At 66.4% G+C, this 13,644-nt stretch carries 13 protein-coding genes (1 of these 13 only partly in view); 8 read left to right on the top strand and 5 right to left on the bottom strand.

Annotated features, from left to right (window positions below):
* Positions 1-6: 6 nt before the first annotated feature.
* Positions 7-1,062: an ABC transporter substrate-binding protein gene (locus tag ACUTAG_RS07145; protein ID WP_148319179.1), complete on the bottom strand. Its 1,056-nt coding sequence runs from the start codon at positions 1,060-1,062 to the stop codon at positions 7-9.
* 124 nt (positions 1,063-1,186) lie between these two features.
* Here ACUTAG_RS07145 and ACUTAG_RS07140 point away from each other — a divergent pair, with 124 nt between their 5' ends.
* The 5 genes from ACUTAG_RS07140 to ACUTAG_RS07120 all read left to right on the top strand — a co-directional run bounded on the left by ACUTAG_RS07140 (position 1,187) and on the right by ACUTAG_RS07120 (position 5,816).
* Positions 1,187-2,269: a GlxA family transcriptional regulator gene (locus ACUTAG_RS07140; RefSeq protein ID WP_024070028.1), complete on the top strand. Its 1,083-nt coding sequence runs from the start codon at positions 1,187-1,189 to the stop codon at positions 2,267-2,269.
* A gap of 24 nt (positions 2,270-2,293) precedes the next feature.
* Entirely contained in the window at positions 2,294-3,004 is a 711-nt protein-coding gene (locus ACUTAG_RS07135; RefSeq protein WP_148319177.1) for a glutathione S-transferase, read from the top strand.
* A gap of 376 nt (positions 3,005-3,380) precedes the next feature.
* Positions 3,381-4,850, top strand: a complete 1,470-nt coding sequence (locus ACUTAG_RS07130) for a methyl-accepting chemotaxis protein (protein ID WP_058665079.1) — start codon at positions 3,381-3,383, stop codon at positions 4,848-4,850.
* A gap of 120 nt (positions 4,851-4,970) precedes the next feature.
* Positions 4,971-5,195, top strand: a complete 225-nt coding sequence (locus tag ACUTAG_RS07125; protein ID WP_024070026.1) for a DUF1653 domain-containing protein — start codon at positions 4,971-4,973, stop codon at positions 5,193-5,195.
* Positions 5,196-5,198: 3 nt separating this feature from the next.
* Positions 5,199-5,816, top strand: a complete 618-nt coding sequence (locus ACUTAG_RS07120; RefSeq protein ID WP_020926873.1) for a 3'-5' exonuclease — start codon at positions 5,199-5,201, stop codon at positions 5,814-5,816.
* Between the two features lie 81 nt (positions 5,817-5,897).
* Here ACUTAG_RS07120 and ACUTAG_RS07115 read toward each other — a convergent pair whose 3' ends face one another.
* Complete coding sequence (locus ACUTAG_RS07115) at positions 5,898-6,188, bottom strand: antibiotic biosynthesis monooxygenase family protein (protein WP_020926874.1); 291 nt, start codon at positions 6,186-6,188, stop codon at positions 5,898-5,900.
* A 526-nt stretch (positions 6,189-6,714) separates the two neighbouring features.
* On the opposite strand from ACUTAG_RS07115, the gene ACUTAG_RS07110 reads away from it, so the two are divergent.
* Both ACUTAG_RS07110 and ACUTAG_RS07105 read left to right on the top strand, forming a co-directional pair.
* Positions 6,715-7,194, top strand: a complete 480-nt coding sequence (locus ACUTAG_RS07110) for a hypothetical protein (RefSeq protein WP_020926875.1) — start codon at positions 6,715-6,717, stop codon at positions 7,192-7,194.
* A 47-nt stretch (positions 7,195-7,241) separates the two neighbouring features.
* Positions 7,242-7,943 carry a hypothetical protein gene (locus ACUTAG_RS07105; RefSeq protein ID WP_148319175.1) on the top strand — a complete coding sequence of 234 codons (702 nt, stop codon included), beginning with the start codon at positions 7,242-7,244 and terminating at the stop codon, positions 7,941-7,943.
* 32 nt (positions 7,944-7,975) lie between these two features.
* Here the strand turns inward: ACUTAG_RS07105 and ACUTAG_RS07100 are convergent, their stop codons facing one another.
* A complete protein-coding gene (locus tag ACUTAG_RS07100) occupies positions 7,976-10,390 on the bottom strand; it encodes a DUF3772 domain-containing protein (RefSeq protein WP_053514801.1) in 2,415 nt (804 codons plus the stop codon).
* A 111-nt stretch (positions 10,391-10,501) separates the two neighbouring features.
* Positions 10,502-11,407, bottom strand: a complete 906-nt coding sequence (locus tag ACUTAG_RS07095; RefSeq protein WP_054498053.1) for a LysR family transcriptional regulator — start codon at positions 11,405-11,407, stop codon at positions 10,502-10,504.
* A gap of 238 nt (positions 11,408-11,645) precedes the next feature.
* Here ACUTAG_RS07095 and ACUTAG_RS07090 point away from each other — a divergent pair, with 238 nt between their 5' ends.
* Complete coding sequence (locus tag ACUTAG_RS07090) at positions 11,646-13,163, top strand: acetyl-CoA hydrolase/transferase family protein (protein WP_148319174.1); 1,518 nt, start codon at positions 11,646-11,648, stop codon at positions 13,161-13,163.
* A 29-nt stretch (positions 13,164-13,192) separates the two neighbouring features.
* Here ACUTAG_RS07090 and ACUTAG_RS07085 read toward each other — a convergent pair whose 3' ends face one another.
* Positions 13,193-13,644: the 3' portion of a LysR substrate-binding domain-containing protein gene (locus ACUTAG_RS07085; protein ID WP_020926880.1), read on the bottom strand. The gene runs 496 nt beyond the window's last position; only the last 452 of its 948 coding nucleotides appear in the window; the start codon falls outside the window, past its right edge; it ends in the stop codon at positions 13,193-13,195.

Here is a 13,644-nt window from a genome sequence, read left to right as displayed (position 1 = left end):
CCTTGCTCAGCGCTTGCGGGCGACCTGCCGGTTCCACGCGTCGGTGACCTCGGCGCGGCGGGCGTTGATGATGTTCCAGTCGAACAGGCTCAGGTTCTTGACCGAGCCTTCCGCGCCCCAGGGCAGCTTGCGGGCCACGTCCTTGGAGACCTGCACGTCCTTGACCGCCGAGCCCAGGTACAGCTTGGTCGCCAGGCAGGCGGCCGCGTCCGGCGTCAGCGCGGTGTCGATGAACTTCTGCGCGGCGGCCTTGTTGGGCGCGCCCTTGACCAGGTGCAGGCGGGCGTCGGTGGCCCACACGCCTTCCTTGGGCACGCTGAAGCCGATCGGCAGGCCCTTGTCGATCAGGTCCCAGGCGCCGACGTTGAAGTGCGCGCCGATCACCGCTTCGCCGCTCTGGAAGGCGTTGGTGGCCGCGCCCGAGCTGTCGAAGAACAGCGCGGTGTCCAGCGAGGCCAGCTTGGAATAGAGCGGCCCCAGGTTCGACGGGTCGATCGCCCACACCCGCGCCAGGAAGAAGATGAACGGCACGCCCGACGAGTTGGCGGGCGAGGGCACCGCCACTGCGCCGGCATACTCGGGCTTCCACAGGTCCTTCCAGCTGCTCGGCGGCTGCGTCACCTCCTTGGTGCTGTAGGTGATGCCGAGCGAGTAATAACCGGTGCTGACCGCGAAGGCGGCATTGCCGTCGCGGTACACGCCCTGCTCGATGACGTTCTTCAGGTTGGGAATGGCGCTGCCGTCCAGCGCATCCAGCACGCCGGCCTGCTGCGCCAGCTCGCTGATGCCGCCGTCCATCCAGGCCACGTCGATGGTGGGCGCGGCCTTCTGCTGCTGCAGCTTGGCCAGCGTGGTGGTGGAGGTGCCGACTTCCGGCACCACGGTGACGCCGGTCGCTTTGGTGAAGGGCTCGGCCACGCAGGCGCGGAACGCGTCGCCCCAGTTGCCGCCATACCAGGCGACGGTGATTTTCTGCTGTTGCGCCAGCGCCGCGTGCGAAGCCAGGAGCAGCCCCGCGCCGAGCGCAGCCGCGCCCAGCGCGCTGCGGGTGTTTGTTGCCATGTCGGATTCCCCTTGTAGATTTGTCGATCCGCGACTCATTGACTCAAGTACCACAGGCGCATCTTGGGCGATGCTCGGGAAAACGAGCTTGAAGGCGCGGGACATAAACTTGAATAATTGCGTCATGTCCGTCGTCGCGCCACCCCCGTCCTTGCCGCTCTCCTATGAAGACGGCGAAGCGCGCCCGCCTCAGGGAAAACCCGCCCTGACCATCGGCATCGTGCTGCTGGACCAGTTCACGCTGGCGGCGTTCGCCGGTTTCGTCGACGTGTTGCGGCTGGCCGGCGACCATGGCGGCCGCAGCCGCCAGATCCATACCGCCTGGCGCGTGATGAGCTGGGACGGCAAGCCGCGCTGCTCCAGCGCCGGCCTGACCATCGAAGTGGAAGCCGGCCTGCCCGACGATCCGGCGCAGTTCGACTACATCGCGGTCTGCGGCGGCAATGATTATTCGAGCGGCCGCATGCCCGAGCCGCTGCGCGATTGGCTGCGGCTGGCGGCGGCGCTGCGGGTGCGGCTGCTGGGCATCTGCACCGGCACCTTCGCCCTGGCGCAGGCCGACGTGATCGGGCCGCGCACGGTCTGCGTGCACTGGAATGTGCTGGAAGCCTTCCGCGAGCGCTTCGCGCAGACCCGCGCCGTGGTCGATCGCCTGTTCGTCGACGAGGGCGACCTGATTTCCTGCGCGGGTTCCACCGCCGCCATCGACCTGGGCCTGTACCTGGTGGCGCGCCATTGCGGCCGCGACAAGGCGCAGCAGGCCATGCGCCACATGATGTTGCAGGGCGCGCGGCCGGGCCGCGTGCCGCAGGCGCATTTCCGCACCGACCTGTCCGGCATCCAGGACCTGCGCGTGCGGCAGGCGGCGCATTTCATCGAGCAGCGCATCGACAATCCGCCGCCGCTGGACGCCATCGCGCGTTACGTCGGCGTGGGCCGGCGCCAGCTGGAACGGGCCTTCCGCCTGGCCACCGGCATGTCGCCGATGGCGTTCCAGCGGCAATTGCGGCTGGAATATGGCAGCTGGTTGTTGCTTAATAATGCCTGCAGCATCACGCAAATCGCGCTGGATTGCGGATTTGCCGACGGCGCGCATTTTTCACGCGATTTCCGCGCGCATTTCGGGCAATCCCCACGCCAGTATCAGCAAAGCCACGGGCGGCAGGCCGCGCGGCACGAAGGCGAAATCAGCGTCTTTCCCGCGTAGCCTTGCGCCCGCAAGGAGACCGGCATGACATACGACCTTTGGTATTGGGACGGCATACCCGGACGCGGGGAATTCGTGCGCCTGGCGCTGGAAGCGGGCGGGATTCCGTATCGGGAGCGCGCGCGCGAGCCGGCCGGCGACGAAGACGCGCTGGTCAAGGACATGCTGTCCGACCGCAAGCATCCGCCCTTTGCGCCGCCGTACCTGGTGGCAGGCAAGATGACCCTGGCGCAAACCGCCAACATTCTGCTGTTCCTGGGTGAAAAGCACGGCCTCGCGCCCGCCAGTGTCGAAGGCCGGCTGTGGGTGAATCAATTGCAGCTGACCATCGCCGATATGGTGGCCGAGGCGCACGATACTCACCACCCCATTTCCGCCAGCGATTATTACGAAGACCAAAAAGAAGAGGCGGCGCGGCGCGCCCGTGATTTTCGCGAAGCGCGCATTCCGAAATTCCTGGGTTACTTCGAGCAGGTGCTGAGCGGCCCGGACGCCTGGCTCGCGGGCGGCAAGCGCTGGAGCTACGTCGACCTGTCGCTGTTTCAACTGGTCGATGGCCTGCTCTATGCCTTTCCGCGTCGCATGCGGACGCAGGCGGTCAGGTTTCCCAATGTCATGGCCTTGCACCGCCGTGTCGCCGAATTGCCGGCGCTGCAGCCCTATTTCACCAGCGGTCGCCGCCTGCCGTTCGGCGAAGGCATATTCCGCCATTATCCGGAACTGGACGCGGAATAACGATTCCGGTTCGCAATCGGGGGCGGGCGGATTCGTATTAACCCCTATTAATAATCCGGAAGGCCGCGGCTTGCGCGCCGATGAAACACGGTGAAATAGCGGTGAGCGGAATTTTTTTGGTAAACGCGCGCTGAATATATTGAGAACGCCCCATTTTTGGGATTAAATATTTTCGACTGGATACATTCTTCATCTTCCTGTAATCACTGCCCTCCCGCCGCGGCGTTGGCGGCGGACATCCAGGCAAGCGTGTGCATGCGGCGCGGCGTGCACGGCCCGGTTTGTGGGACGCGCCAGCAGTCTGTTTCAGACAAGCCAACTGGTTTCCTCATCGCCTTTCAGCAAACTCGTCCCATTCCCTGCGGGAGACGTCAATATGCAATGGCTTACCCTAAAACGCCTGCTGCGCGCCGAACGCGGCATGCGGAAAGCGGATCTATACGGGCAGATCGCGGCCATCCACAAGGCACAGGCGGTTATCGAGTTCGATCTCGATGGCCATGTGCTGATGGCCAACCAGAATTTCCTCGACACCATGGGCTACGAGCTGGACGAAGTGATCGGGCAACATCACCGCATATTCGTGTTGCCCGACGAGCGCGAATCCGCTGATTATCTGGCGTTCTGGGAGCGGCTGGGACAGGGGGCGCATGACTCAGGGCGTTATCGCCGCATTCGCAAGGATGGCGGCGACGTCTGGCTGCAGGCCAGCTACAACCCGATTTTCGACAGGCATGGCCGGCCATTCAAAGTAGTGAAGTACGCCACCGACATTACCGCGCAGCAGCAGCGCCAGGCCGATACCGAAGGCCAGCTGGAGGCGATTTCCAAGGTGCAGGCCATCATCGAATTCGAGCTGGACGGCACGATCATTCGTGCCAACGAACTGTTCCTGAATGCGGTCGGGTACCGCGAGGACGAAGTGCGCGGCAGGCATCACAGCATGTTCGTGTTGCCGGAAGAGGCGCGCGGCTCCGCCTATGCCGATTTCTGGCACAAGCTCCGTAGCGGACGGCACGATACCGGACAATACCTGCGCATCGGCAAGAATGGCCGGCAGGTCTGGATCGAGGCCAGCTACAACCCCATCTTCGACGCCGAAGGGCGGCCATTCAAAGTGGTGAAGTTCGCCACCGATATCACCCGCCGCTTCACCGCCGCGCAGACGCTGCGGGTAGCGGTGCAGGGCCTGACCGAGAACGCCGATCGCGCCGGGCAGGCCAATGCGCTGGCTCAGGATGCCTGTCGGGTGGCCGAAGAAGGGGGCAGGACCGTGGCGGGCGTGGTGCGCACCATGGGCGCCATTACCGAGAGTTCCAAGCGCATCTCCGAGATCATCGGCGTGATGGATGGCATCGCGTTCCAGACCAATATCCTGGCGCTGAACGCCGCGGTCGAGGCCGCGCGCGCCGGCACGCACGGCAAGGGCTTCGCGGTGGTCGCCTCCGAAGTGCGCAGCCTGGCGCAGAACAGCGCGGCGGCGGCCAAGGAGATCAAGGGACTGATTACCACCTCGGTCGAACAGATCGAGAACGGCGCCGGCCAGGTCCAGTCGGCCGGCGTCACCATGGAGGACATCGTGGCGTCGTCGCGCCGGGTCACGGAGATCATGGCCGAAGTGGTGGAAGTGTCGCTGGCCCAGTCGGGCAAACTGGGCGAGGTGACCGAGGACATCACTCACATGACCGCCGATGCCGCCTCGGTGCCGCAGGCGGCCCACGGGTTGCACGGCGGCAACCGCGTCCTGAAATCCGCGCTCAAGCCGGTGGCGCCGGCGGTGCGCGCCCGGCCGGCCGCCAACACACCGTTGCCGGCCGAGCCGGTGCTCGAGTACGTGCGCTACTGAGCGCCCGGGCGGCGGCGTCTTGGCCGCGGCCCGAGTGCGCTATAAATACGGTCTTGTTCGAACCCGTCGGCCCTGGCAGGAGCCTTTCCGCCCGGGCCGCGTCTTTTGCGGCAATGCTCCATGACCGAATCCGAAGCCCTGGCTCTCGCCACCCATCGCCACTACAAGGGCGGTCTCTATCGCTACATCGATACGGCGCGCCATTCCGAGACGGAAGAAGCGATGGTGGTCTATGAGCACCTGTGGCCGCATGCGCGCGGCTTGTGGGTGCGTCCGGCGGAGCTGTTCTTCGGCCAGTTGGCCGACGGTTCGCCGCGCTTCGCGCCGTTGCATCGGGCTGAGTAGGGCATAGCCTTCTATTACCGCAGGGCCCGCGCGCCGGGGGCCGCGGCGCGCTCGCCAGCCGCTGGCCGAGCGCCTTCAGCGGCGCTGTCGGCGGCGCTGGACGCCTTGCGCGGCCCCTTCGTGGTGGCCGACCTGGAAACCACGGGGCTGTCGACAGCGTCCTGCGAGATCCTGGAATTTGCGGCGGTCCGGGTCGGCGCCGACGGCGCGGCCGAGCGCGAATACGCGCAGGTGGTGCGTACCCGCGCCACGGTGCCGCCGTTCATCACGCGACTGACAGGCATCACCGAGGCGGAGGTCGAGCGCCAGGGAGTGCCGGTGGGACAGGCATTTGCCGCGTTCCTGGATTTCGTCGAGGACTTGCCGGTGTTTTTCCACAACGCCTCGTTCGATCGCCGTTTCCTGGATGCCGCGGCGTTGCAGACCGGCCTGCCGTTCGCCAACGCCACCCATTGCACGCTGGCGCTGGCCCGGCGCGCCTGGCCGGAACTGCCGTCGCACAAGCTCGACGTGCTGGCGCGCCACGTGGGCGCCTCGGAGCCGACCCACCGGGCCCTGGCCGACGTGCGCACCACGGTGGCCGTTGCGCTGGCGGCCAGCTCCCGCCTGGCGGCGGCCTGAGGCCATCGCCGGACGGGCAAGCCGACGCCGTTCCAATGGCCCGGCGGACCTGAACCGCATCCGCCGGAAAGTACCCCAGGCTCAGATCACCTTCTGTTCGTGATGCACCTGCGGCGGTTCGACGAAGAAGCCCGCCACGAGTTTGCGCCACTCCTGGAAATCGGCGGATTCCCGGAAGTCCACCATGTGGTTTTCGACGGTTTCCCAGTCCACCACCAGGGTGTAGCGCTGCGGCTGCTCGATGCTGCGGTACAACTCCATGCCGTGGCAGCCGCGGGCGCGCAGGAACAACGGCTTGGCCTGTGCCACGCCGGCTTCGAACAGGGCTTCCTGTCCTTCGCGCACGTGGATGCTGGCAATCTCCTGGATCATGATGGTGTCTCCGGATAAAAGAGGCCGGGCAGGGGCCGGCCGGCGGAGTAGTATGGCCCAAAATTTCCCGGCCGATGAATCGATCCTCCCCGACCCTGCCCCACTTCATCGTCGCGCGCGCCACCTTCATCCTGACAGTAAGCCTAACGGCGTGCGCCCGCCGGGCCGCCGTCTTGCGCGCTAGGGAAATCGTGCGAGGGGGCGCCAGCGCATCCCATCCTATGAGCTGAGATGCGGCGCAGCAATCTGGCGCCACGGGCGTCCGGCCTCGGCCATATGCATGGCCCGCGGCGCGGTAGTCGCAGATTGCCCGACATCTTTTACGTCTTCCTCCCCAGTCTCTTGGGACCGGTCGCCCGTTTACCCGATACCGACGTCCTTAGTCCGGCGCAATCATTCCGTACCAATACGAAAGTCCCGAGCGCCACGTTGCCTCATAGGCGTACTGCGTTGGGGTGGTAAAGGTCCGCGCCGGTCGGCCACCGGCACCTGTTCATCCGCGTGCAGCGGATCAGGAGGAGCTCAAATGAAAAAGCTCGCAGCAGTCGCAGCGTTGTCCCTCGTCGCGGTATCCACCGCCTACGCGACCGGGCCGGGCCAACCCGGCATTTCCGCCTCTGGCTACGTCGGCACCATTTCCGGAACGGTATCCTCGGTCTCCACCGGCACGTCCGTGGTCTCCACCCAGATCAACGGCTACGGCTCGTCGAGCCAGACGTCGTTTGGTGAAACGGGCGGCGTCGCCACCGCGGGGGGATCGTTCAGCCCGGATGGCACCACCGTGGTCACCAGCACCCGCCAATACGCCACCAGCGAGACCTACGGCCACATCCATGGCAACGCGCCGATCATGGTCGGCGACAGCATCGCCAACGGCGGCGCCACGTTCGGCAGCACCACCACCAACGCAACGGCGACGGGAACGTACAACGCCGGCGCGATCGGGGCCACCGCGTCGATCCACGGCATCGGCCCGGTGGGCCACGTGGGCGGTTTCGGTCACTGAGCAGCACGCAATCCGGACGGCTTCGGCCGTCCGGTCGAGAGGACATCATGAAAATCCTTGCGCTTGCCTTATCCCTGTCGCTGGTGGCCTTCTCCGCCGGTGCGCAGACCAGTACTTCTTCCTCGACCACCTCGGCGACATCGGGCTCGACCAACGCCGGCAACAATCAGGGCATCACGTTCAATTCCAACAGCAACGGTTCGAGCACCTTGCGCACCGCCCCGCCGATCGGCGCGCAGAGTTTCTACGGTTCGTTCTCCTCCGACAGCTGCATGGTGTCGGCGGGGGGCGGCGGCTCGGTGGTGGGCTTCGGCATGAACGTGGCTTTTCCGGTCGAGGACCAGAAGTGCAGCCTGCGCCGCAACTTCGAGCGCACCATGCAGGCGGCCGCGTCCACCAAGGACCCCGAGCGTTCGCGTCGGCTGGAAACCGCCGCCGTCGACATCCTGTGCCAGACGGATGACCGCACCAAGGCCGCCCTCACCGCGCAGGGACTGTGCACCAATCCCTCGCTGACCACGGCCGATCACCGCTTCGAGAATCCGACGCCCAACGTCGCGCAGGTCGCGCCGCCGGTGCAGGCCCAATACGCCCCCTCGCCGGCGCCCGGCGCGCAATATGCGGCGAGCGCGCCCGTCGCGCAGGCATATCCTGTGTCGTCCGCGCAGAACATCATGGCCAATTCGCCGCCGCTGCGTAATCCGAGGATGGATCGCCAGGGCTTGCTTGATTTCTACTCGCCGGGTTGACGATTGTGGCGCGCGATCATCGACCCGGGTGGTCAGGGCGTGGCGGCGGGCGCGGCCGCGGCGCCTGGCCCCTCGGCCGCGTCGGGGCGCTGCGAGGCCATGGCTGGAGGGGGCGATGCCAGCAGCATCGTGGGCGGCGACGACACCTCAAGGCCGGCATCGTGCAGGCGCTGCAGCACCGTGAACAGCAGCGCGCTGCGCACGCCATAGGCCGAGCGTGGCGACGAGACGTAGCCCTTGGCGTTAAATATCAGGTTGCCACCCTCGATGCCATCCAGGAACACATTGGGTGCCGGCGTCTCCAGCACGTCCTCGTGGTCGGCAAAGGCCTGCAGGATCAACTCGCGCACGCGCTGCGCATCGGTTGACAGCGGCAGCGGCAGCTTGATCTGCACCAGTCCCAGCGGATTCGAGCGCGTCACGTTGCGTACCGTCTTGGTCACGAACTCCGAGTTCGGCACGATCACGGTGGAACGGTCGCCCATCTGGATCTCGGTGGCGCGCACATTGATCCGCAGGATGTCGCCTTCGACGCCGCCCAGCGACACCCAGTCGCCCACCTTGACCGGCCGTTCGGCCAGCAGGATCAGGCCCGAGACGAAGTTCTGCACCACCGCCTGCAGGCCGAAACCGATGCCCACCGACAGCGCGCTGGCGATCCATGCCACCCGCTCCAGCCCGATGCCCGCGGCCGACAGCGACAATGCCACCGCCAGCACGAAGCCGGCATAGCCGAACAGCGTCGCCGCCGACAGCTGCATGCCCGGATCCAGTTCGGTGGTGGGCAGGTAGCGATTCGACAGCCAGCGCTTGAGCATCTTCACGCCCAGCAGCGACAGGCCCAGCACCATCAGCGCCTGCAGTACCGCGCCGGGGCGGATCTGGGCCTCGCCGATGGCCAGGCCTTTGCGCAGCTGGTCGAAGCGTTGCAACAGATCCATCGGGCCTTCGCCGAAAGGCGCCAGCAGCAGGATGATGGCCAGCAGGGCAACCGCCACCCGGCCCACGCCCGACAGCAGCACGGCCGCCTGGTCGCGCAGGCTGGGCCCTTCGCTGTCATCGCGGTGCGAGGTGCCGAGCAAGGTGCTGAAGCCGTCCTCGATCAGCACGGCCAGCAGGTACGCCGACGCCAGCACGATCACGACCCACAGCACCTGCTTGGTCAGGAAGCTGCCGAACGCGACATACCCGGCCAGCAGGCTGGCCAGACTGATCAGCAGCACCGTGCCGGTGGCCGTCAGCAACAGCGAGGTCCAGAAGGGCGGAGGGGGGCCCTCTTCCCGCAGCGCCCGGCGCCGCAGCCGGCGGCCGATCGACAGCGCCACCGCCATCGTCACCATCACGAACACCGCGACGATGCCGGTCAACGTGATGGTGGTGGTGAGACTGGCGTTCAACAGCACCGGCAGCCGCTCGGCCAGCCAGATCATCACGACCAGCACGCCAAGCGCGCCCGGCAGCCAACGCAGGCGGTACGCCACCTTGTCGGAGATCGGCGGCAGGCGCCATGACGGCCGGTTGGCCGACAGCAGCGCATAACCCAGGCCCGAAACGTAGCCGCCGAAACAGACCGTCACGACGAGGTTGGCCAACAGGGCGCCGGTGCTCTCCGACAACTGTGAATTCCAGTCCAGGCCGACGTGGGCCAGCAGGGCAATGATGCCTGGCGTGGCCACCGCCAGCGTCAACAGCGCCACCGCCAGGAACGAGCGGCGCAGGCGTCCCGGCGGCACACGCGTGGCCGTGAGGCGCAGCAGCACCCGGCCGATCCAGACTCGCAACGCGACCACCAGCGCCGCCGCCGTGGCCAGCAGCAGCCAACCCCATTTCGGCGTCTGGCCGACCGCTGTGACCAGATCGTCGCGCAGCGCCACCAGCCGCTCGAGGTCGCCCGGGAATTCCTCGCGGAATTCGGCCCAGAACTGCCCCGACAGGAAGGAATCGCGTCGTTCCCCGAGTCGTGCCTGGAATTGCGTGCGGCGCAGACCCGATATCTGTTCCGCCGTCTGCGCGGCATCGACCGACAGCAGCCGCGCCAGTTTGATCTGCGCGTCCAGCGCGCGGCTGTTCTTTTCCAGTTGCGTACGCTGCGCGGCGACGTCGGGCGCTTCCTTGGCGCCTGCGGGCGGCGCGCCCAACTCGCTCAGGCGGGCGGCGACGCTGGTCAACTGTGGCGTGAGCGCGTCGGCGGTGGCGTCGGCCTTGGACTGGATATCGAGCGCATCGCCCCGCTGCTTGACCAGCTCGGCGTCGTCGGTTTCATCCGGCACCCGTTTGCGGATGTCATCGAGTTGCTTGCGGGCACCGGCCAGCATGCTGTCGACTTCGGCGGGCGAAGCGGGCGTGGCGGCGAATGCCGGCGCCAGGCACAGCGCCAGCAGCAAGGCGGCGATCAGCGCGGCGAAAGAACGGGCGCGAAAAAGCGGATGTTGCGGGTTCGGGGTCATGTTTTCTTGGGGCGATAGGCTCGCATCGAGGCGGCAGCATAACAAGCTGCCACCCGGTCCGTTGCAACAAAAACTCCTCTGTGTCCCCCTTAGATTCGCGGCGACCGCGTTTCAGGAGCGTCCAACCCGTTTGCCCGCGCCCAGAACCTCATCGCACACTTGCAGCCAGGCGCGGGCGGCGTACGACAAGTAACCCGATTGCTGCCAGATGTGGCCGACCTCCCACTGCAATCCCGATTTTGCCAGTCGGGCGGTGCTCAGGCCGCGGGTCTTCATGCGCCGCATCAGGGGTTCAGGCAGCAGCGCCGCGCCCAGGCCGGCGGAAGCCATGGCCACCAGGAAGTCCCAATGCGCGCTCTGGGCCGCAATGCCGGGTTGCAAGCCGGCGTCGGCAAAAGCCTGCCGCAACCGTCGGGTCATGGCGAAATCGTCCGTCGGGATCAGCAGGCGCGTATCGCGCAAGGCGCTCAGGGGCAATGAAGTCTTGCCGGCCCAGGCCGCGTCCGGCGGCCCGATCACCCAGATCGGATGGCTGCCGAAGGCCCGCGCGGCCAGGCCGCAGTCGGGGACGATCGGCAGGATGGTGGCGCCCACCTCCAGTTCGCCGCTGGCGACCAATTCTTCCACCGCGCGGCCGGTGCCTTCGCGCAAGGTCAGGTGTATCCCGGGGTGAAGTTCGCGGAAGCGTTTGACCACCGGCGTGAACAGCAGGTTGATCATCGGCGGGATGCCCACTTCGAGCGAGCCGCGTTGCAGTTCCGCCGTCTGCCGCATTTCCTCGGTCAGCTGGCGCATGGTTTCCAGCACTTGCAGGCCGCGCTGGTACATCACGCGGCCCGTATCGGTGGGGCGCGCGGTGTGGCCATCGCGCACCAGCAGCGGCGTGCCGGCCTCCTCTTCCAACTGCCGGATCATCTTGCTGACCGTCGACTGCGTGACGAACAGCGCCTTGGCCGCCTGCGTAAAGCTGGCGTGCCTGACCGTTTCCACGAAATACCGTAAGGCGCGCACGTCCATGGCTCATCCCCGCGCAATGCGCGAAACACTCAATCAATGAAAAAAACGACTGGATTGAATGATTTTAAGTCATTACGAGATTTTGCCGGCGCTTCCTATACTGCCGGAAATTCGTCCCGAAACCGCGCTGGAATGCGCGTCGGACGTCAGGAAACGCCGCGTCAGACGGCGCCTGGATGCGAGCGGCGCTTCCGCCGCGTCCGGCCGCAAGTCGCCGGCTATTGAATCAGGAGACACCATGCATTCCGACCGTATCCGCCACCCCGGGCTACGCGCCAAGATCACTTCCGCCCAACAGGCGGCCTTGCTGGTCCAAGACGGCATGACCGTCGGCATGAGCGGCTTCACGCGCGCCGGCGACTGCAAGTCGGTGCCGGCCGAACTGGCCCGACGCGCCGAGCACGAGCCGCTGTCCATCACCCTGATCACCGGCGCCTCGCTGGGACACGACACCGACAAGATGCTGGCGCAGGCCAATGCCTTGGCGCGCCGCATGCCGTTCCAGGTCGACACCACGCTGCGCCGCAAGATCAACCAGGGGGAAATCGCCTTCATCGACCAGCACCTGTCGGAAACCGCGGAACAGTTGCGCGCCGGCCATATCGGGCCGGTCGACGTGGCCATCATCGAGGCGGCCGCCATCACCGAAACCGGGGCCATCGTGCCGACCATGTCGGTGGGCAACTCGGCCTCGTTCGTGCAGCAGGCCCGGCGCGTCATCATCGAGTTGAATCTGGGCGTGCCCGCCGCCATCGAGGGCCTGCACGACATCTACGTGCCCACGGATCGTCCAAAGCGCGAGCCCATGGGCCTGGTGTCGGCTGACCAGCGCATCGGCCGGCCATTCATCGAGGTGGACCCGGACAAGATCGCCGCCATCGTGATCACGCAGGAGCCGGACAGCCCGTCCAACGCCTTGCCGCCCGATGCCGAGACCAACGCCATCGCGGCGCACATCAATGCTTTCCTGCGCCGCGAAGTCGACGCCGGAAGACTGGGCAATTCGCTGCTGCCGTTGCAAGCCGGCATCGGCACCATCGCCAATGCCGTGCTGCACGGCTTCGAATCGTCGGATTTCGAATCGTTGACGATGTATTCGGAAGTGCTGCAGGATAGCGCCATCGAGCTGCTCGACCAGGGCAAACTGGCGTTCGCCTCGGCCTCGTCCATCACGGTGTCCAAGCCGGTGTACGAAAAGATCCTGGCCAACATCGAGCACTACCGCCAGCGCATCGTGCTGCGCCCGCAGGAAATCAGCAACGCGCCCGAGATCGTGCGCCGCCTGGGTATCATCGCCATCAATACGGCCCTGGAATTCGATATCTACGGCAACGTCAATTCGACCCACGTTGGCGGCACGCACATGATGAACGGTATCGGCGGCTCGGGCGACTTTGCCCGCAATGCGCATCTGGCGATCTTCGTGTCCAAGTCCACGGCCAAGAACGGCGACATTTCCAGTGTGGTGCCGATGGTGTCCCACGTGGACCACACCGAGCATGATGTCGACGTCCTGGTCACCGAATGCGGCCTGGCCGATCTGCGCGGCCTGGCGCCGCGCGAGCGCGCCCGCGCCATCATCCAGCATTGCGTGCATCCTTCCTACCGAGAAGCGCTGCAGGACTATTTCGACCGGGCCTGCGAACGCGGCGGACAGACGCCGCACCTGCTCGAGGAAGCGTTTTCCTGGCACCAACGCTTCAATGAGACCCACACGATGCGTTCGGTCCCGCCCGCGACCCGCAAGGTCGCCTGAGGCGCGAGCGCCGCTTCCGGCGGCACCGTCTATGGCTTCTCGTCCCGCGCCGCCAGGGCGGGGTCATGGCGTGCCGCGGTGACCAGGCCCTTGCCCGACCGCTCCAGTTCATCGCGCAACCATTGCTTCAAGGCGACCAGCGGTTCCCAGTCGCGCAGACTGGGCCGATAGACCAGGTGATAGGTCTGGGCCTGCTCGTAATGCACGGTCACCGGGGAAACCTGCACCAATCGCCCCGCGCAGATTGCGTCCGCCGCCAGCAGCTCGCGGCCCAACGTGATGCCCAGTCCTTGTTCGGCGGCCTGCAGCATCATGCCGGCGTCGTTGAAAGTGGCCACGGGCGTGACCGGCACCCGCAAGCCGGCCGCGTTGAACCAGTGCTGCCACATGTCGCGTTCACCCAGCAGGGGCTGGCGCGCCAGCGTTTCGGCGGTGTTGTCGGGCAGCGCCGCCGCCGTTTCCGGCGAGGCCAGGGCAATCA

The organism is Achromobacter sp. CSND-B12, from assembly GCF_052906545.1.
Note: the sequence above shows the minus strand (reverse complement) of the source record. Positions and strands in the feature narration are given on the sequence as shown.

What these genes read in the sequence shown, in the direction of transcription:
- ACUTAG_RS07135 (WP_148319177.1), top strand. Translation starts at nt 2,294, where the DNA reads ATGACATACGACCTTTGGTATTGGGACGGCATACCCGGACGCGGGGAA.
- ACUTAG_RS07145 (WP_148319179.1), bottom strand. Translation starts at nt 1,062, where the DNA reads ATGGCAACAAACACCCGCAGCGCGCTGGGCGCGGCTGCGCTCGGCGCG.
- ACUTAG_RS07110 (WP_020926875.1), top strand. Translation starts at nt 6,715, where the DNA reads ATGAAAAAGCTCGCAGCAGTCGCAGCGTTGTCCCTCGTCGCGGTATCC.
- ACUTAG_RS07100 (WP_053514801.1), bottom strand. Translation starts at nt 10,390, where the DNA reads ATGACCCCGAACCCGCAACATCCGCTTTTTCGCGCCCGTTCTTTCGCC.
- ACUTAG_RS07130 (WP_058665079.1), top strand. Translation starts at nt 3,381, where the DNA reads ATGCAATGGCTTACCCTAAAACGCCTGCTGCGCGCCGAACGCGGCATG.
- ACUTAG_RS07140 (WP_024070028.1), top strand. Translation starts at nt 1,187, where the DNA reads ATGTCCGTCGTCGCGCCACCCCCGTCCTTGCCGCTCTCCTATGAAGAC.
- ACUTAG_RS07105 (WP_148319175.1), top strand. Translation starts at nt 7,242, where the DNA reads ATGAAAATCCTTGCGCTTGCCTTATCCCTGTCGCTGGTGGCCTTCTCC.
- ACUTAG_RS07090 (WP_148319174.1), top strand. Translation starts at nt 11,646, where the DNA reads ATGCATTCCGACCGTATCCGCCACCCCGGGCTACGCGCCAAGATCACT.
- ACUTAG_RS07095 (WP_054498053.1), bottom strand. Translation starts at nt 11,407, where the DNA reads ATGGACGTGCGCGCCTTACGGTATTTCGTGGAAACGGTCAGGCACGCC.
- ACUTAG_RS07125 (WP_024070026.1), top strand. Translation starts at nt 4,971, where the DNA reads ATGACCGAATCCGAAGCCCTGGCTCTCGCCACCCATCGCCACTACAAG.
- ACUTAG_RS07115 (WP_020926874.1), bottom strand. Translation starts at nt 6,188, where the DNA reads ATGATCCAGGAGATTGCCAGCATCCACGTGCGCGAAGGACAGGAAGCC.